Origin of the sequence: Rhodococcus sp. IEGM 1406, assembly GCF_030056745.1 — a bacterium.
Classification (GTDB): Bacteria; Actinomycetota; Actinomycetes; order Mycobacteriales; family Mycobacteriaceae; genus Rhodococcus_F; species Rhodococcus_F erythropolis.
Genome location: NZ_JASHKO010000001.1, coordinates 1,578,887 through 1,596,482, shown reverse-complemented (window position 1 = coordinate 1,596,482; position 17,596 = coordinate 1,578,887). Strand labels below are relative to the sequence as shown.

Annotated in this window: 16 protein-coding genes; 11 read left to right on the top strand and 5 right to left on the bottom strand. The window is 63.3% G+C overall.

All coding sequences use genetic code 11. From position 1 onward, the window contains the following. The first annotated feature begins 85 nt into the window (after positions 1-85). The 3 genes from QM596_RS07700 to QM596_RS07690 all read left to right on the top strand — a co-directional run bounded on the left by QM596_RS07700 (position 86) and on the right by QM596_RS07690 (position 3,019). On the top strand, positions 86-1,021 hold the full coding sequence (locus tag QM596_RS07700; RefSeq protein ID WP_019744736.1) for an AEC family transporter: 936 nt from the start codon (positions 86-88) through the stop codon (positions 1,019-1,021). Positions 1,022-1,040: 19 nt separating this feature from the next. Beyond that, on the top strand, positions 1,041-1,505 hold the full coding sequence (locus QM596_RS07695) for a hypothetical protein (protein ID WP_007727550.1): 465 nt from the start codon (positions 1,041-1,043) through the stop codon (positions 1,503-1,505). A 152-nt stretch (positions 1,506-1,657) separates the two neighbouring features. Continuing rightward, positions 1,658-3,019: a flavin monoamine oxidase family protein gene (locus QM596_RS07690; protein ID WP_007727552.1), complete on the top strand. Its 1,362-nt coding sequence runs from the start codon at positions 1,658-1,660 to the stop codon at positions 3,017-3,019. A 36-nt stretch (positions 3,020-3,055) separates the two neighbouring features. Here the strand turns inward: QM596_RS07690 and QM596_RS07685 are convergent, their stop codons facing one another. Beyond that, positions 3,056-4,573 carry a PucR family transcriptional regulator gene (locus QM596_RS07685; protein ID WP_084325280.1) on the bottom strand — a complete coding sequence of 506 codons (1,518 nt, stop codon included), beginning with the start codon at positions 4,571-4,573 and terminating at the stop codon, positions 3,056-3,058. 169 nt (positions 4,574-4,742) lie between these two features. Between QM596_RS07685 and QM596_RS07680 the strand changes: the two genes are divergently transcribed. From QM596_RS07680 to QM596_RS07670, 3 genes are all read left to right on the top strand, one after another. After that, the gene (locus QM596_RS07680; RefSeq protein WP_283308558.1) at positions 4,743-6,173 is read left to right on the top strand and encodes a gamma-aminobutyraldehyde dehydrogenase; all 1,431 of its coding nucleotides are present in this window, start codon (positions 4,743-4,745) and stop codon (positions 6,171-6,173) included. A 90-nt stretch (positions 6,174-6,263) separates the two neighbouring features. After that, entirely contained in the window at positions 6,264-7,163 is a 900-nt protein-coding gene (locus QM596_RS07675) for a universal stress protein (protein ID WP_019744740.1), read from the top strand. Next, the gene (locus QM596_RS07670; RefSeq protein WP_007727566.1) at positions 7,160-8,686 is read left to right on the top strand and encodes an APC family permease; all 1,527 of its coding nucleotides are present in this window, start codon (positions 7,160-7,162) and stop codon (positions 8,684-8,686) included. The genes QM596_RS07675 and QM596_RS07670 overlap by 4 nt, the downstream gene beginning before the upstream one ends. On the opposite strand, the gene QM596_RS07665 is transcribed toward QM596_RS07670, so the two are convergent. Beyond that, positions 8,683-9,300, bottom strand: a complete 618-nt coding sequence (locus QM596_RS07665) for a TetR/AcrR family transcriptional regulator C-terminal domain-containing protein (RefSeq protein ID WP_019744741.1) — start codon at positions 9,298-9,300, stop codon at positions 8,683-8,685. The two genes, QM596_RS07670 and QM596_RS07665, sit on opposite strands and share 4 nt — an antisense overlap. A gap of 149 nt (positions 9,301-9,449) precedes the next feature. On the opposite strand from QM596_RS07665, the gene QM596_RS07660 reads away from it, so the two are divergent. After that, on the top strand, positions 9,450-10,394 hold the full coding sequence (locus QM596_RS07660) for a nitrilase-related carbon-nitrogen hydrolase (RefSeq protein ID WP_205906593.1): 945 nt from the start codon (positions 9,450-9,452) through the stop codon (positions 10,392-10,394). After that, positions 10,391-11,416 (top strand): agmatine deiminase family protein, encoded by a 1,026-nt coding sequence (locus QM596_RS07655; RefSeq protein WP_097387066.1) that lies wholly within the window; start codon positions 10,391-10,393, stop codon positions 11,414-11,416. The genes QM596_RS07660 and QM596_RS07655 overlap by 4 nt, the downstream gene beginning before the upstream one ends. Before the next feature lie 11 nt (positions 11,417-11,427). On the opposite strand, the gene QM596_RS07650 is transcribed toward QM596_RS07655, so the two are convergent. Genes QM596_RS07650 through QM596_RS07640 form a run of 3 tightly spaced genes read right to left on the bottom strand, consistent with a single transcriptional unit; the run spans position 11,428 to position 15,222 of the window. After that, positions 11,428-13,365: a vWA domain-containing protein gene (locus tag QM596_RS07650; protein ID WP_283308552.1), complete on the bottom strand. Its 1,938-nt coding sequence runs from the start codon at positions 13,363-13,365 to the stop codon at positions 11,428-11,430. A gap of 9 nt (positions 13,366-13,374) precedes the next feature. Continuing rightward, positions 13,375-14,751, bottom strand: coding sequence for an ATP-binding protein (locus QM596_RS07645; RefSeq protein ID WP_205906596.1), 1,377 nt, complete (start codon positions 14,749-14,751; stop codon positions 13,375-13,377). A 54-nt stretch (positions 14,752-14,805) separates the two neighbouring features. Next, a complete protein-coding gene (locus QM596_RS07640; protein WP_019744746.1) occupies positions 14,806-15,222 on the bottom strand; it encodes a VOC family protein in 417 nt (138 codons plus the stop codon). An 85-nt stretch (positions 15,223-15,307) separates the two neighbouring features. Here QM596_RS07640 and QM596_RS07635 point away from each other — a divergent pair, with 85 nt between their 5' ends. From QM596_RS07635 to QM596_RS07625, 3 genes are all read left to right on the top strand, one after another. Beyond that, positions 15,308-15,880, top strand: a complete 573-nt coding sequence (locus tag QM596_RS07635; RefSeq protein ID WP_283308549.1) for a DUF4126 domain-containing protein — start codon at positions 15,308-15,310, stop codon at positions 15,878-15,880. Positions 15,881-15,907: 27 nt separating this feature from the next. Further along, positions 15,908-16,879, top strand: a complete 972-nt coding sequence (locus QM596_RS07630) for an alpha/beta hydrolase family protein (RefSeq protein ID WP_084325275.1) — start codon at positions 15,908-15,910, stop codon at positions 16,877-16,879. Between the two features lie 448 nt (positions 16,880-17,327). After that, positions 17,328-17,549 (top strand): hypothetical protein, encoded by a 222-nt coding sequence (locus QM596_RS07625; RefSeq protein ID WP_003946391.1) that lies wholly within the window; start codon positions 17,328-17,330, stop codon positions 17,547-17,549. Positions 17,550-17,596: the final 47 nt, after the last annotated feature.

Here is a 17,596-nt window from a genome sequence, read left to right as displayed (position 1 = left end):
CGCAGTCAATCGGCTGCGCGGCCTTTTTGTTGCCCGGACTAAGATTTCCCGAAGTTATTCATTCCAGTCGAGAGGTGCCCGCAGCGTGTCGGGAGTTGTTGCGGGTTTCACCGTCATTTTTGTTGTCATCGCGGTCGGGTATCTGCTCGGCCGTCTCGGTACCCTCGGTAGCCAAGGACAGTTCGTTCTCGGTCGACTCGTCTTCTTCGTCGCGACGCCTGCCCTACTGTTCACCACCCTCGCGTCGTCCGATCTGTCGGTGATCTTCTCGCCGACGCTTGCGGTTGCGTCGGCTACTGCCTTTGCCGTCGGCGCTCTGTACGTCGTCGTTGCAAAGATCTGGCTCAACCGGCCGCTGCCCGAACTGACTATCGGCGCGCTGTCGGCGTCGTACGTGAATTCGGCCAACCTCGGGATCCCGATCGCGGTGTTCGTGCTCGGCGATGCCACGTTCGTCGCGCCGCTCCTGCTCTTCCAGATCGTCGTGTACTCCCCGATCGCCTTGACGATCCTCGATCTCACGGCATTGCGGGGCGAAGCCGAAAAACTGTCACTGATCGACACTGTCACCGCTCCGTTCAAGAATCCGATCGTGCTCGCGGGCGCTGCGGGGTTGATCGTGGCGTTGATCGGTTGGGTACCGCCGAGACCGCTGATGCAGCCTTTCGAATTGATCGGCGCCACTTCGGTCCCCGGCGCACTGTTGGCATTCGGGCTCTCGTTGTACGGCGTACGGGTGCTCGAGAAGGGCTCCAGTCCGCGCCGCGACGTCGCGCTTGCGTCGACCCTCAAGATCGTCGTCCAACCGGTGCTGGCTTACCTGATGGCGCACTTCCTCCTCGGCATCGACGGCCATCAGTTGTTCGCCATCGTGGTCGTCTCGACGTTGCCGACGGCACAGAACGTCTTCATCTATGCAAGCCGATATCGGCGCGGAATGGTCCTCGCCCGAGACAGCGCCTTTGTCACCACTTTGGCGTCGATACCGGCGATTGCGCTGGTCACGGCGCTACTCGCTTGAGCAGGGTTACGGTGGATTCATGCGTGTACTAACCCTCGCCGTTCTGGCCTGCCTTGCTGTGGCCGGATGCTCCGTCGGGGCCCAGACAACGGGGCCGGTTGCTGCGCCGAATCCGATGGCGGCCAACGAAGCAAGTCCCGCCGACTGGTCGCTCGGAACCCCCGTTCCCGACGAGGTCGACGACAGCGAGATGGGCACGGAGTTCGACAGCCGCACCGACATCGTGGGTGCGACGGCCACCATGTTCGAATCGTGGTCCGAGGTCGACGATCACACGGTGGCAGTCCACTTCGTGACCGGCACTCCGGAGTGCTACGGCGCGTACGCAACCGTCGAAGAGACTGATACGACGGTGATCGTCACGCTCCGAACCGGAGCATTGCCGGAGGCCGCGGACAAGATGTGCATCTTGGTTGCCGTGTTCGGCAGCCTGGACGTTCCGCTGAGCCGACCGCTCGGCGATCGCCACGTCATCAACGGCTAGCCGCGCCTAAACGGCACAAGATCACCGATCGAACACTCCGTTTCGTCAGGTGTGGTGTGCGTCTCCTCGGGACAGACTGAAAACCGACACCCGTGCACTCGCTCGTCGGCAGCTTTCGACTCGAGCGGTGCTCAACATGAAGGAGCTCGCAAGTGCCTACTCTCCAGAGAGACGTTGCAATCGTCGGCGCCGGCCCCTCTGGCCTGGCAGCTGCAACCGCGCTGCGCAAGGCCGGTTTGACCGTCGCTGTGATCGAAGCGCGCGACCGCGTCGGCGGCCGCACGTGGACCGACACCATCGACGGAGCAGTTCTGGAAATCGGCGGCCAGTGGGTCTCCCCCGACCAGACCGCGCTGATCTCCTTGCTCGACGAACTCGGCCTGAAAACTTTCGAGCGCTACCGTGAGGGCGAGTCCGTCTACATCTCGTCGGCAGGTGAGCGGACGCAGTACACCGGTGATTCCTTCCCCACGAACGACACCACGAAGAAGGAGATGGACCGTCTCATCGACGAGATGGACGATCTCGCAGCACAGATCGGCGCCGAGGAACCGTGGGCACATCCCCTCGCCCGCGATCTCGACACAGTCTCCTTCAAGCAGTGGCTGATCAATCAGTCCGACGACGCCGAGGCACGTGACAACATCGGCCTCTTCATCGCCGGTGGCATGCTCACCAAGCCCGCCCACTCGTTCTCTGCCCTGCAGGCCGTACTCATGGCCGCTTCCGCAGGCTCGTTCTCCCACCTCGTCGACGAGGACTTCATCCTCGACAAGCGAGTGATCGGCGGAATGCAGCAGGTATCGATCCGCATGGCGGAGGCCCTCGGTGACGACGTCTTCCTCAACGCACCCGTGCGAACGGTGAAGTGGAACGAGTCCGGTGCAACGGTGTTGGCGGACGGCGATGTTCGCGTCGAGGCAAGCCGAGTGATCCTGGCCGTACCGCCCAACCTCTACTCCCGGATCTCGTACGATCCCCCGCTGCCGCGTCGTCAGCACCAGATGCACCAGCACCAGTCCCTCGGCCTCGTCATCAAGGTGCACGCGGTGTACGAGACGCCTTTCTGGCGCGAAGACGGCCTCTCCGGCACCGGCTTCGGCGCGTCCGAGGTAGTACAGGAGGTGTACGACAACACCAACCACGAGGACGATCGCGGCACACTGGTCGCTTTCGTCTCCGACGAGAAGGCCGACGCGATGTTCGAGCTTTCCGTCGAGGAGCGTAAGGCCACGATTCTGGCCTCACTTGCCCGCTATCTGGGCCCGAAGGCCGAAGAACCGGTTGTGTACTACGAATCCGACTGGGGCTCGGAGGAATGGACCCGCGGTGCGTACGCGGCCAGCTTCGACCTCGGTGGGCTGCACCGATACGGCGCGGATTCCCGCACACCCGTCGGCCCGATCCACTTCTCGTGCTCCGACATCGCGGCCGAGGGGTACCAGCACGTCGACGGTGCTGTCCGGATGGGGCAGCGAACCGCCGCCGACATCATCGCCCGCAGCAAGGCCTGACGGCCGCTTTGCCAAGTCTCGATCATTGCCCGGCAGTCACGACTGCCGGGCAATGATCGAGAGCAGCAGTTCCGCACGAACTCTCGCTACCTCGAGTCGACAGTCGATCAAGCTCTCCACCTTCGCCATTCGGCTTCGCAGCGTGTGCCGGTGGACGCCCATCGTGATGGCTGCCGCTTCCCAGTGCCCGTTGGCCTCGAGGAATGCCCGCAGCGACGCCAGCAGTTCGGTGCCGTTGTCACGGTCGTAGTCCTCGATCGGTGTGATCATCGTTTCCGCCAGCGTGTTGAGTACTTCACGCGTCGAATCGAAAGACAGCAGCACACTTCCGGTCAGCGCCGCGAATTCCAAAGGCTCGCCACCGATTTCCGCCGCAGACGCACACAGCTGGGACTGTTCGACGGCGACCGCCAGCGCAGCGACCACCCGTCGCGCGCTCAAGCCGACTCGAAGCGCGCGAAGATCCGACCTCGATACCCCACCCAGTAGCTCTCGGGCGAACTGGACGTCGTCGGTTCCACGCAGCAGCACTGTGACGCGAGTGTCGTTGATTCGCGAGAACAACTGCCGCCCTGCCTTGTTCATGAACTCGGCAATCTCGACTCCGACGCGTCCCGCTACGTCGGACGTGTCGGCAAGAACTGTCAACCCTCGGATCATTCCCTCGCCGTCGGCGGCCTGCCGGATCTGTTGCCACGCCGGTGCCGGGTCGCGGTCTTCGGTGAGCAGCAGCCCGAGGGCATGCGAATTCAACTGATCCTGAGTGGCGCGCAGGCGCGCAGGTTTCTCGAAGTCCAACGCCAGCAACGAGTTCGCGTGACCGAGCAGTATCTGATCGACGTAGCTGAGCGCCGAAGCACTGATCACCGCCAGGTATCCGTACGGCGTTCGCCCGACGCTGATCTGCTGCACCGCGATCGACGCTCCAGACCTTGCAAGCGTCACGCTGCTGGATGCGCCGCCCCCGAGAGTTGCTCGCAGTTCGTCGATCACGTCGTCCGTCGGCAGTTGAGGTGAGCTCTCGAGAACTCGTCCGGCGACGTCGAGAAGAAGCACCGTCGCCGAGGTTGCGATCGCCAGTTCACGCACGGTTGCGGCAGTTCCGCCGGAAATGACGGCACGCGTCATCCGCGGTTGCGCCCGCGACGCCCGGAGGACAGCTTCATATTCCTGCTCTGCCAACCGGCTCATCACACGCTTGACGACGGCAGCAAACGGCGTCGGCAGCGGCACCTCGATCAGCGGGAGTCCGATCTCGTCGGCGACGGCCACCAGATCGGCCGGGACCTCGGGGTACGACAGCCCGGTTCCGAATCCCACCGCCGCCACACCCGCCGCATCGAGCATCCGGAGATAGCGGCCGCGCTTTTGCTGAGTGGACGGCAATCGGATGCCGGTGGTGAGGATGAATTCGCCGCCGGTCAACCATCGAAACGGGTCGAGCAACTCCGTGGCGTGCGCAAATGTGATTTCGCGACCGACACCCTGCGCCCCACCTTTGAGTTCCAGCGCGAGATCCGGCTGCGCCAACATCCACCGCACAGCGATCGTCATGGGCAGGACTGTACAACTCGGCGCGTCGGGGATCAAAGATTTCACCTTTTTGGCAGCTGCCTTTACTTGTGAGTCAGCGCACACTTGCTCACACACGCCCCACAAAGTGCGAGTTCCGTGCTGATCACCTCGGCCGGAACTCGTTCGACCTCGAGAGGAACCGGTACCGATGTCGATCGTCGTACTCGAGAACTACATCAACGGTGAATTCGTCGCCTCGGCCGCGACGGAAACACTCGACCTGATCAACCCCGTGGACGAGAGTGTGGTCGGGCGTACGCCGGTCTCCACCAAGGAAGACGTCGACGCCGCCGTCGAAGCAGCACAGCGCGCATTCGAGACCTGGGGTAAGACGACACCAAGCGTGCGGCAGGCCGCACTCCTCAAACTCGCCGACGCCATCGAAGCGCACAGCGACGAAATCGTCGCAGCCGAAAGCGCCAACACCGGCCAGGCCCACCAGATGATCGCCGACGAAGAGGTCAAGGTCGGAGCCGATCAGATGCGGTTCTTCGCCGGAGCCGCACGACTTCTCGAGGGCAAGGCGGCCGGAGAGTACATGGAGGGTTTCACCTCCTACGTCCGTCGTGAGCCGATCGGCGTCGTCGGTCAGGTCACTCCGTGGAACTACCCGTTCATGATGGCGCTGTGGAAGATCGGGCCCGCCCTCGCAGCCGGCAACACGATCGTCCTCAAGCCCAGCGACACCACACCGGGCAGCACGCTGGTCCTGGCGAAGCTCTCGAAGGGCATCCTGCCGGACGGCGTGTTCAACGTCGTGCTCGGCAACGGCGGAACCGGCGCGACGTTGGTGGAGAACCCGGCCCTCGGTCTCGTCTCGATCACCGGTTCGGTGCGGGCGGGCATCGCTGTCGCCGTGTCCGCAGCGCAGCAACTCAAGCGCGCGCACCTCGAACTGGGCGGCAAAGCGCCGGCGATCGTCTTCGGCGACGTCGACATCGAGAAGACCGCCACCGGTATTGCCGAGGCAGCGTTCTTCAACGGTGGCCAGGATTGCACCGCGGCCACTCGCGTGATCGTTCACGAGTCCATCCACGATCAGCTCGTCGAAGCCCTCGTCCGGAACGCCGAGAAGCTGCGCCCCGGCGCGCCTTCCAATCCTGATGCCTTCTACGGCCCGCTCAACAACATCAACCACTTCAACGCCGTGAGCGACAAGATCGCGAACCTGCCGGCGTCGGCCAAGATCGTTACCGGCGGAAAGCGTTCGGGCGAAACCGGATTCTTCTTCGAGCCGACCGTCATCACCGGCGTCGCGCAATCGGACGACATCGTACAGGAAGAGACTTTCGGTCCCATCCTCACCGTCCAGAGCTTCTCCGACGAGAAGGAGGCGATCACGCTTGCCAACGACGTTCGGTTCGGCCTGGCCTCGAGCATCTGGACCAAGGATCACGGTGTCACGCAACGCGTCTCCGCCGCTCTCGACTTCGGTGCGGTGTGGATCAACTGCCACATCCCGCTCGTTGCCGAGATGCCGCACGGCGGCTTCAAGTACTCCGGCTACGGCAAAGATCTCTCGGCATACGGAGTCGAGGACTACACCCGTCTCAAGCACGTCATGAGTTCGCACGACTGAGTTGCCGCCCCTCCTGCTGTGCGCCTTTATTAACCCCCCGCGGTTAATAAAGGCGCACAGCAGATTCCTCCAATCCGGAAAAGAGCCACCATGCGCCTTATCGTCGGATACCTCGCCACACCCAGCGGTAAAGACGGGTTGGTCCTCGGGGCCCAGCTCGCGCGCAGTCTCGGCGCGCAACTCGACATCTGCATGGTCCTCCCACCGGATCGGACACTGCCGGCCAAGGTTCCCTCGGAAGCCGGCTACGACGACATTCTCGCCGCACGTGCACACGACTGGCTCGCCGAGGCGAAAGCATCGGTGCCCGAGGACATCCAGGTGGAAGTACACCTGAGCTTCCACGAGTCGTTTGCTCAGGGCCTGCTCGACGAGGTTGACCGACTGAGCGCGCTGGCGATCGTGGTGGGAGCTTCCGGCGACGGTCTGCTCGGCCGTCACGCGATAGGTTCGGTCTCGACCGAACTGCTGCACTCCGCCCACGTCCCGGTAGCACTGGCTCCTCGCGGAACGCGGCACTCGTCGGCTACCGCAATACGAGAGGTCACCTGCGCGCTCGGTACCCGCGTCGGCGCCGACGTCGTCTTGAACACCGCCGTACGTACCAGCGAACTGATGCAGGTTCCGCTGAGACTGGTCTCGCTCGTAGCACTCGACCCCCAGAACGATCTGCGCGATCACCGCGACACCGCCGAGTCCGCCAGGGAACGTGCACGAAATCACGCTCAGGACACGCTTGACATCGCAAGAGCGGCGCTCCCCGCCGAGTTCCCCATCGAGGTCATCATCGCCGACGGTTCAACAGTGGAATCGGCAGTGCGTCAACTGGACTGGCAGGACGGCGACCTCGTGATGGTCGGTTCCAGCCGTCTCGCGCAGCCCCGAAAACTCTTCCTGGGCTCCACCGCCGCCAAGATGCTGCGCGTGCTGCCCGTTCCCATGGTCGTAGTGCCCAAGCACGAATTCACCCAGCCGGAGGCACTGTCATGACCAGCACCGAACTGAGTTCCAAAGGCCTCGCCACCGGCAAGATCGGCATGATCTCCGGCGCCGTACTCGGAATCTCCTCCGTGGCACCGGGTTACACCCTGACCGCCAGCATCGGATTGATCGTCGCCGCGGTCGGCCTCAAGATGCCCGCCATCTTCATCGCCGGCTTCATCCCGATGTTCCTCACCGCGTACGCGTACCGCGAGCTGAACTCCGACACACCTGACTGCGGCGCGTCATTCACTTGGTCCACCAAGGCATTCGGGCCGTACGTCGGTTGGATGTGCGGCTGGGGCATGGTGATCGCCACCATCATCGTGCTCTCGAACCTTGCTGCCATTGCCGTCGACTTCTTCTATCTGTTCATCGCGCGAGTGGTCGACAATCCGTCGATCGCCGATCTGCCGGGCAACAAATTTGTCAATGTCGGCACCACACTCGTCTTCATCGCCCTGGCCACATGGATAGCGAGTAGAGGAATCACTACCAGCGAGCGCGTGCAGTTCGCACTCGTCGGCTTCCAGATGGTGCTGCTGGTCGTCTTCGCCGTCGTTGCACTGGTTCACGTTGGCGCCGGCGATGCCCCGGCCGGATTGTCCTTCGACCTGAGTTGGTTCAACCCGTTCAGCGGACTCGCCATCGGTGCGTTTGTCATCGGACTCACCGGATCGATCTTCGCGTTCTGGGGCTGGGATACCTGTCTCACGCTGGGCGAGGAGTCGAAGAACCCCAAGAAGACCCCGGGCCGCGCCGGTTTGCTCTGTGTCGCAACCATTCTCCTGACCTACCTGCTGGTCGCCGTTGCCGCGATGATGTACGCCGGCGTCGGTGAGGAAGGCCTCGGCCTCGGCAATCCCGACAACTCCGAGAACGTCTTCGGCGCTCTGGCCGACCCGGTCCTGGGCAACTGGGGCGGAATGCTCCTCTTCCTCGCAGTCTTCGTCTCTTCCGTTGCGAGCCTGCAGACCACGTTCCTGCCCGCGGCACGAACCATGCTCGCCATGGGCGCATACGGAGCTTTCCCCAAGAAGCTCGCCGAGGTTTCGCCTCGATTCCTGGTGCCGTCGTACGCCACCGTCGTGGCCGGCGCGGTGACAGCAGTGTTCTACAGCGTCGTCACGTTCCTCTCCGAAAGTGCGCTGCTCGACACGATCGCCGCCCTCGGCATCATGATCTGCTGGTACTACGGCATCACGGCATTCGCGTGCGTGTGGTACTTCCGCAAGACGCTCTTCGAAAGCGTACGAAACTTCGTCTTCCGGCTCGCGTTCCCACTCATCGGTGGTCTCATGCTGCTTGCGGTGTTCGTCATTTCGGTCCAGGAGAGTATGAATCCGGACAACGCCAGCGGAGCATCCATCGGCGGCATCGGCCTGGTCTTCTTCCTCGGCTTCGGAATCCTCATCCTCGGCGCGGTACTGATGATGGTCATGCGAGTGCGCAATCCCGAGTTCTTCGAGGGCAAGACCCTCAACCGCGACACGGAGGCTCTGCGCGACGAGAACGACCTCAGCGTGTCCTAGGAGACAGTAGGTTCGGGGGCCTGCGCGATCAGGCCCGCCATCAATACACGCAAGCCGAATTCGAAGGCGGCGTCGGCACGTTCGGGATTTTTCCCGGATGTTGCCAACGCCGCCTTCATCGCGTCGTTAGCCTCGGGCCCCGACGCCCACTGGACATCTGGCGCCGCCAGATCCAACGCCGAACCTAGAACAAAACTGTCGACGGTTGTGATTGCGTGCAGCGTTTGAGCCGGGTCGAAGCCACCATCGGCGAATGCCTGCGCTAGCGCGTTGTACAGGGTGAACGCCACACCGGCCTGCACCGTCTGGGCGGTGAAGAGCGGAATCAGGCGAGGATGTGCTGCGTAGCTTCGCCGGTACTCGGCTGCCAGCGCAGAGACGGTCTCGCTCCAGGATCCCGAGGCCGACTCCACGTCGATTCCCGCCATCAGCTGAGCCCTCATCAGTTCGACGATCTCGGCCCGTCCGGAAACGTGGTTGTAGAGCGACGACGGTCGCACCTTCAGTCGTGCGGCGAGTCCCGGCATGGTGAAGTCGCCGGATTCGTCCACTGACTCGATCGCTGCCTCGGTGATGATCGCCGGTGAGAGCAGTCGTTGCGATGGCCGCGGCATATGTCCTCCTGTAGTGATCCACACCGTTCGGGGCGCCGCAAAAAACAATTCCTCGAAAGTCCTTGATCAATCAGCGCTCACCCACCATACTTAACGAATCACATTCGTTTTACGTTGAACGTCGAATACCCGAGCACCGAGGAAACCCCATGCTGACGATCACCGCCCTCACCCCACCCGAGTCTCTGGCCGCGACTACGCCGTCCACGTCCACACCTCTGCGTGTAGGTCTCGTGCAACATCGCTGGCACGAGGACCAAGACGACCTCTACACCGAATTGAGCGAGGGCATTGCGTCCGCAGCGAAGCTGGGCGCTTCCGTGGTCTTTCTTCCGGAGCTGACGCTCAGCCGCTACCCCGCCTCCACCCCGGCCGGCGACAATCCCGGACGCGAAGCGGAAGACCTGCTCACCGGACCCACTCTCGCCTTCGCCGCCAAAGCCGCCGCCGAGAACCAGGTCCTCGTCCACGCATCGCTGTACGAGCGCAGTGAGGCCGAGGACGGACTGGGATTCAACACCGCGATCCTCGTCTCGCCCGAAGAGCTTCTCGCCAGAACCCGCAAGCTCCACATTCCGGTGACGGCCGGATACTACGAGGACACGTACTTCCGCGGCGGTCCGGCGCAGGACGCATACCCCGTCCACGAAGCACTCGGCGCGAAGTTCGGCCTCCCGACATGCTGGGACGAGTGGTTCCCGGAGGTCGCACGTGCATACTCCCTCGCCGGCGCCCAGGTTCTGGTCTACCCGACGGCGATCGGCTCCGAGCCCGATCACCCGAACTTCGACACCCAACCGCTGTGGCAGCAGGTGATCGTCGGAAACGGTATCGCCAACGGCACCTTCATGGTTGTTCCCAATCGCCACGGCAGTGAAGGTCTCATCACCTTCTACGGTTCTTCCTTCATCTCGGATCCGTACGGACGCATCCTCGTTCAGGCTCCCCGCGACGAATCAGCAGTGCTGGTCGCCGATCTCGATCTTCGGCAACGTGAAGACTGGCTTGCACTGTTCCCGTTCCTGGCCACTCGCCGACCCGACACCTACTCGGCTCTGACCGCACCGGTGAACACTGTGGGAGCCAACCGATGACCTGGCGAATGCCCGCGGAAAGTGAACCGCACGAACGCACTTGGATGGCGTACCCCAGCGCCGGATACTCCCTCGGCGACACCGCCGAGGAACAGCACGAAGCGCGCTCGACGTGGGCGGCCGTCGCCCACGCCGTCGCCGAATTCGAGCCGGTCACCGTCGTCGTCGATCCCGCCGAAGTCGAAGAAGCACGAAAGTATCTGTCCGAGAAGGTCGACATCGTCGAGGCACCTCTCAACGACGCGTGGATGCGCGACATCGGGCCGACGTTCGTCCTGTCCGACGAAGGCCGTCTCGGCGGAGTCGACTGGGTGTTCAACGGCTGGGGCGCACAGGGGTGGGCGCAGTGGGACAAGGACTCGAAGATCGGCGCATTTGTCGTCGAACAATGCGGTGCCCAGTTGATCGACTCACCAATCGTCAACGAGGGCGGCGGTATTCAGGTCGACGGTCTCGGCACCGTCTTGGTCACCGAAACCGTCCAACTCGATCCGGGGCGCAATCCCGACCTGACGAAGGCCGACATCGAGGCCGAACTCGCCCGCACCATCGGCGCCAAGCACGTGATCTGGCTTCCCCGCGGGTTGACTCGCGATCAGGAGACCTACGGAACGCGCGGACACGTCGACATCGTCGCTGCCATCTCTTCCCCCGGAGTGGTACTCGTCCATGACCAACGCAATCCGGTGCACCCCGACTACGCCGTCAGCAAGACGATCATCGAGTTGTTCGAAAGCTCGACGGACGTCGGCGGCCGGCCGTGGAAGATCATTCGGGTACCCGCTCCCGAAATCCTGCGCGACGACGAGGGATTCGTCGACTACAGCTACATCAACCACCTCGTGGTCAATCGTGGAGTGATCGCCTGCAGCTTCGACGACCCGGCCGACGCCGAAGCGGCCCGGATCCTGGCAGCCGCTTACCCCGGACGCACTGTCGTCACCGTCGACGCCAGACCGTTGTTCGAACGTGGCGGCGGCATCCACTGCATCACCCAGCACCAGCCCGCTGAACAAGACTGACGGCGGCAGAATTAACGGCGACCTCGCATGTAGTCACTCACGACGGCTGCGCCGAGGCCGTCCAGGTCCGGTGTGATGACGCGTCCACCCACCCGGTGCGCCATCCGGTCGACCACCCTGGCCAGACCTGGATCCTCACCGAGGCGGAAGAACGTGACCTTGGCGCCCAGCCTGGCCACGGCGTCGAGTGCTCGAACCGTCAAACCGAGGGTTCGCGCACTCGGCGGGTAGTCGAACCTGGCTTCTCCGTCCGCTTCGAGATGAGCCGTCGGCTCACCGTCCGTGACGATCAATACCACCGGCTGCGCATTGGAATGGCGTCGAAGGTGTCTGGCCGCCAACAACAGTGCGTGGTGCAGGTTGGTTCCCTGGTCCCACGCGCCGTCCAAACCGGCGAGCTCCGACGGGCTCAGTACGTGCGCGTGGCGTCCGAAGGCGATCAACTGCAGCTCGTCGCTGCGAAACCGCGTGCTCACCAGATGATTGAGTGCCAGAGCGGTGCGCTTCATCGGCACCCAGCGATCCTCCATCACCATCGAGAACGACGTGTCCACCAACAGAGCCACCGCAGCCTGACTACGCTGCTCGGTTTCGGCCACCTCGACATCGACGACGCTCAGCCGCACCGGCATTCGGCCCGGGTCACGTAGGACGGCGTTGGTGATGGTTCTCGTGACGTCCCAGGGTTCGGTGTCCCCGAACTCCCATTCGCGGGAAGCTCCGGTCGGTTCGCCCATCGCACCTGCCCGACGCGTATCGCGTTGACCGGTTCGCGACGACAGTTGCCCGGCGACGTCACGCAGAGCGGTCTGTCCGAGCTGTCGCATGGCTTTGGGAGACAAGCGCCATTGACCGTCTGGTGCGCGATCGAAGAAACCCTGTTCCTGCAAAGCCTTTTCGAGATCGGCCAGGGTGCGAGCATCAGCGGCGGCTTCGTCGCCGAGTTGCCGCGCAAGTAGCTCGGGGTCGATGTCGTCGAGCGTTGCGCCGGCATACTGCTGCGACAGTTGATCTGCCAGCGATTCCAGCTCGGCGATGTCCTGCAGGGCACCGGTCCCCTCACCCAACCCCATTCCGTTGTCGCCGCGGAACTGTTGCGAACCTTCCCAGTCCTCACCCGGCCGAGCCGCCTGAAGGAACTGGTCGAGTTGACTCAGCTCACTCATCAGGCTCGGATCGCCGAACGCCTGCTGCGCCAACGCATCCAACTCGTCACGCTGCTCCTGCGAGAGCGAGTTACGCAATCGTTGTGCGGCCGCCGCGCGCTGCGCCAACGAATCCAGAAGTTCGTCGACGTTGCGCGGGTTGTCCGGGAAATACTGCCCGTGCTTGTCCATGAACTCCGCAAACTGCTCAGGAGTGTCGACGCCCCGAGAGTGCGCATCGAGCAGTTGATTCAGATCTGCCAGCATCTGGCGAATCTGCTCACGATCCTCGTCGGTAGCGCCCTCGAGTGCCTGCTTCATTCCCGAGAAGCGTTGATCGAGGACCTCACGTCCGAGCAGATCACGAATCTTCTCGTAATCCGCGCGAGCCTGTTCGCTGCGCCAGTTGTAGTCGGCCAGATCTTGCACGGCCTGAGCTGTGGACGGTGGCAACTCCTCGATCCGCATTTCGTTGAATCGTGCGTCGTCGTCGAGAGCACGTGCCAGTTCTTTGCGCTCTTCGAGCACCGCCTTGTCGAGAAGCTTACGAACCTCGTCGAGCGTTCCGTCGAGATTGTTGCGGCGTAGCAGCTCACGTCGACGCCGGTTCGCCTGGGCAGCAAGGTCGTCGAGCCCGCGCATGTCTCGGTTTCCGCGGCGCAGGAGTTCCCGGAGGGCATGGCGCGGCGACGTGCCTGACAACACGTCGTCGCCGATTGCTGCCAAGGCATCGCGCAGATCTACCGGAGGCGCCAGCGGATCGGGACCACCGTCGTACGGCCCGTACCGCGGATTGTGGATCATCACTGCCCCTTACGAATACACCGAGCGGCCGCCCGGGCCTTGATCTTTGGAGATCCGGCGCGCGAGGTAAAGCCCTTCGAGGGCAAGTTCGGCACCGGCGGCACGCTCGCCGTCGGATCGCGCGCCGAGGCGTTCGGCTACTTCGTCCAGGACCTCGAGGTCCGGAAGCTCGTCGAGAAACGCCTTGGCCGTGACAGATTCACCGGTGACGATCGTATTGCCCGTCTCCACAGCAGCAACCAACATCCCGAGGTCGATTCCGCCGAGTCGTACCCGAACCGTATCGGCGGTCGCGCGACGCAGCAGGTGCTCGAGCACCTCCAGTTCCCGTCCCTCTTCACCGGATTCGAATTCGACCTTGCCGCGAAGAACCTCGACCACGGACTCGAGATCGACGGGCCGTGCAACAGGATCGGCCTCGCCGAGCACCGCCGCGCGTCGTACCGCCGCTGCACTGACGGTTTCCGCGCCGGCGACGGCAAATCGTGCCGACACACCCGATCGCTGATCCACCGAGGTGGATTCGCGTAGCAAGCGCGTGAACCTGGCAAGAATTTCGAGAAGGTAGTCAGGCACCTCCGCGGCCAGGTGCGCCTCCTGCTCGATCACCGCGATCTCACCCGCCAACTCGACGGGGTAGTGAGTGCGAATTTCGGCGCCGAAGCGGTCTTTGAGTGGTGTGATGATGCGCCCGCGGTTGGTGTAGTCCTCAGGATTTGCGCTCGCGACCAGAAGGACGTCCAACGGAAGCCGAAGCGTGTACCCGCGGACCTGGATGTCCCGCTCTTCCATCACGTTGAGCAACGAGACCTGGATGCGCTCGGCGAGGTCGGGAAGCTCGTTGATCGCCACGATTCCGCGATGCGCGCGGGGCACGAGACCGAAGTGAATGGTCTCCGGATCGCCGAGGCTCCTACCCTCGGCCACCTTGACCGGGTCGACATCTCCGATCAGGTCGGCGACCGAGGTGTCCGGCGTTGCCAGTTTCTCGGAGTACCGCTCGCTGCGGTGTCGCCAGGCGATCGGGAGGTCGTCACCCAGTTCCTTGGCTCGACGTATCGAAGCCGGTGTGATCGGCTCGTACGGGTGCTCCCCCAGTTCCGAGCCTTCGATGACGGGGGTCCACTCGTCGAGCAGGAGCCCGAGAGTGCGAAGCAACCTCGTCTTTCCTTGACCGCGTTCGCCGAGCAGAACCACGTCGTGGCCGGCGATCAGCGCCCGCTCGAGTTGCGGGGCGACCGTGTCCTCGAACCCGACTATCCCGGGCCAGGGGTCACGGCCGTCCCGCAACGCGGCGAGAAGGTTCTCTCGTAGTTCTTCCTTGACACTTCGCTGTACGTGTCCGGAGGCGCGTAGCTCTCCGAGGGTTTTTGCGACAGTCACCACTCCACGCTACGAGTGTTTGCGGGGTTTCGCCTCTCGCCGAGGAAGTTCGGTCGCTCAGCCCTCGATGTTCTCGGGATTCATCCAGATGATTTCCCAGATGTGGCCGTCGGGATCCTGGAAGCTGCGGCTGTACATGAAACCGTGATCCTGCGTCGCGTTACCTTCGGAACCGCCGGTCGCGAGCGCCTTGTCGACGAGGGTGTCGACGGCCTCACGGGTCTCGGCCGAGAGACCGAGCAGCGCTTCCGTCGACGTCGAGGTGTCGGCAATGCCCTTGGTGGTGAAGGTCTTGAAGAAGGGCTCGGCCAACAGCATCACGACGATGGTGTCACTGATGACCATCGACGACGCATTCTCGTCGGAGAACTGCGTGTTCTTGGAGTATCCGAGGCCCTCGTAGAAGGTGGTGGCCTTGCCGAGGTCCTTGACGGGCAGGTTGAGGAAGAACATCGGCTGCGGGTTTGTCGCCATGAAAGGTCCTTTCCGAGACTTTGCTGTGCGCCTTTATTAACCGCCGGCGGTTAATAAAGGCGCACAGTAGACCTAAACTCCACCCATGGATACCTGGGTGTTGCCCGCCATGCTCGGTCTCGGACTCGCCGCAGCGTCCGGAATGCGAACCTTCCTGCCGCTGCTGATGCTCAGCGCTGCCGTCCACTTCGAACTGTTCGGGATCACCGTCGGCGAGTCGATGCGGTGGATCGGATCCACCGGCGCGCTGGTGGCATTGGCAATAGCCGCGGTGGTCGAACTGGGTGCCGACCTCATTCCCTTCGTGGACAACGCACTCTCGGTGATCGGGAACGTCACCGGACCCATCGCCGGAGTGATCGCGGCCTGGGCGGCCTTCAGCCATCTCGACCCCGCGATGGCCGCGTTGGCGGGCCTCATCGTCGGAGCGCCGACGGCGCTGACATTCAGCGCCGCCCAGACCGGCACTCGCGCGGTCAGTACGGCCACTACCGGTGGACTGGCGAATCCCGTCGTCTCCGTCATCGAGGATGTGCTGACTTTCTTCACCTCCTTGATCGCGATGATCTTGCCGCTCCTGATCATTCCGCTGCTCGCCGCACTCTTGTGGTTCAGCTGGCGCGGATGGCGACGTGTCCGGAGTCTGCGCACCGCCTGAACCTGCGGACCTGGTAGACAAGTCGTCATGTCCGACACCGAGATCTCGTTCCAATCCGGCGACGTCACCCTGTACGGGAGTCTTCGCCTGGCAGCCTCACCCGACTCCCCGGCGCCGGCCGCGCTGATTCTGGCCGGCAGTGGCCCCACCGATCGCAACGGCGACAGCGCCCTCCTCGAAGGCGACATCGGAACTCTGCGGTTCATCGCGGATCTTCTTGAAAATCAAGGCATTTCAAGCCTGCGTTACGACAAGCTCGGCAGCGGCGAAACCGCACTCGGCGACTACGAGATCGAGGACATCGCCGATCTCGGCTTCAACACATTCGTCGACGCCGCCTCCGACGGACTTGACTACCTCGCCGGACAACCCGGCGTCGATCCCGAGCGCTTGTTCGTCGTCGGACACAGCGACGGCGCCGTCGTCGCGCTGGCACTTGCCACGGCGAAAGAGGGCACAAGAGTCAGCGCCCTCGCACTGCTCGAGCCGCTGAGTGTCCGGCTTCTCGATCTACTCACGACGCAGATTCACCGCCAGCTCGACGCCGTCGTCGGCGCCGGACAGTTGCCGGTCGAACTGGCTGACGAACTGCGCGTCGCGCTCGCCGACGCCGTCGAGTCTCTTCGATCCGAGGGCACGGTTCCGGATGATCTACCCGAACCGCTGCAGAACGCGGGACTCGTTCACGCCAATGCCAAGGCACTCGCCGAGGAAGACGCGCTGGACCCGGTTGCGCTCGTAGCGGCGCTGCCGGCAGGCATGCCCGTTCTCACCAGCTGCTCGGACAAGGACATCCAAGTAATTCCCTCCGACGTCGCGGCACTCGACGCCGCGCTCTCACATACCGCGCTGACTTCAGTGCGGATGCGCAACGCCAACTTCGTACTCAAGGACATCGGCGAAGAACAGTCCACCGGGGCCGACTACGTCGCGCCGCTTCCGTACTCGGCAGAGTTCTCGGAGCCCTTCACAGCGTGGGTCCGCTCGTTCTCCAAATGACGTACAGACCGAACGTCCTCTTTTTCGGGTAGAAAGTTCCCTCCGCGAACCATCGCGGAGGGACTTCTGCTTTCTACGCCTGACCTGCAACAAAGGCTCTCTCAATCCAGCGAACCCGGGGACAGAAGTCACCCGGAGTTTACGTTCGCGGCGCTTTTTATTGGTGCGAACCCTCGATCCGTGCTGTACGGTCATCCATTAACCAGCAACGCCACACAGAAAGGAACGGACGTCATGTCGCTACACCCGAACTTTGCATCCGTACCTTCGTGGCGCAGCTGCACCGCAGGCAAGCACATTTTTTCGGCCGCAATGTCGGCCAAGCACATGGGCAACAAGCGCGGTGTACCCCGAGAATGATCCCCAGTTTCACCGGATTCGTTCTCGGGCACCCAGGGCAAACGCCTCGGGTGCCTTTTCTTTTACCTTTCACACGCAGGAGCACCAGATGAAACTTCGAGTCAACCAACTGTCCATCGCGCCGCCGTATGTCGATCTGCCCGGTGACCTCACCGGATACGCCGTCACCCTGGATCTTTCGCACTCCGATGCTGCCCACGAAGCCACCCTCGGCGCACTGATCAGCGAGATCCGCAGTCGCGGAGCCTCACGCGTGGTCATCACCGGCTCACCCCGCGAACTCCAGGGCACCCACAGCAGCGCAGCCTGAAAGAACCGGGCCGGCCTGAATGCAGAACGGGCCCCGAACTCCCGTTG

Excerpts from the sequence above, each read along its gene's own strand:
- QM596_RS07660 (WP_205906593.1), top strand. The coding sequence starts at position 9,450 with ATGCTGACGATCACCGCCCTCACCCCACCCGAGTCTCTGGCCGCGACT.
- QM596_RS07640 (WP_019744746.1), bottom strand. The coding sequence starts at position 15,222 with ATGGCGACAAACCCGCAGCCGATGTTCTTCCTCAACCTGCCCGTCAAG.
- QM596_RS07675 (WP_019744740.1), top strand. The coding sequence starts at position 6,264 with ATGCGCCTTATCGTCGGATACCTCGCCACACCCAGCGGTAAAGACGGG.
- QM596_RS07665 (WP_019744741.1), bottom strand. The coding sequence starts at position 9,300 with ATGCCGCGGCCATCGCAACGACTGCTCTCACCGGCGATCATCACCGAG.
- QM596_RS07635 (WP_283308549.1), top strand. The coding sequence starts at position 15,308 with ATGGATACCTGGGTGTTGCCCGCCATGCTCGGTCTCGGACTCGCCGCA.
- QM596_RS07680 (WP_283308558.1), top strand. The coding sequence starts at position 4,743 with ATGTCGATCGTCGTACTCGAGAACTACATCAACGGTGAATTCGTCGCC.
- QM596_RS07695 (WP_007727550.1), top strand. The coding sequence starts at position 1,041 with ATGCGTGTACTAACCCTCGCCGTTCTGGCCTGCCTTGCTGTGGCCGGA.
- QM596_RS07650 (WP_283308552.1), bottom strand. The coding sequence starts at position 13,365 with ATGATCCACAATCCGCGGTACGGGCCGTACGACGGTGGTCCCGATCCG.
- QM596_RS07670 (WP_007727566.1), top strand. The coding sequence starts at position 7,160 with ATGACCAGCACCGAACTGAGTTCCAAAGGCCTCGCCACCGGCAAGATC.
- QM596_RS07685 (WP_084325280.1), bottom strand. The coding sequence starts at position 4,573 with ATGACGATCGCTGTGCGGTGGATGTTGGCGCAGCCGGATCTCGCGCTG.
- QM596_RS07630 (WP_084325275.1), top strand. The coding sequence starts at position 15,908 with ATGTCCGACACCGAGATCTCGTTCCAATCCGGCGACGTCACCCTGTAC.
- QM596_RS07625 (WP_003946391.1), top strand. The coding sequence starts at position 17,328 with ATGAAACTTCGAGTCAACCAACTGTCCATCGCGCCGCCGTATGTCGAT.
- QM596_RS07655 (WP_097387066.1), top strand. The coding sequence starts at position 10,391 with ATGACCTGGCGAATGCCCGCGGAAAGTGAACCGCACGAACGCACTTGG.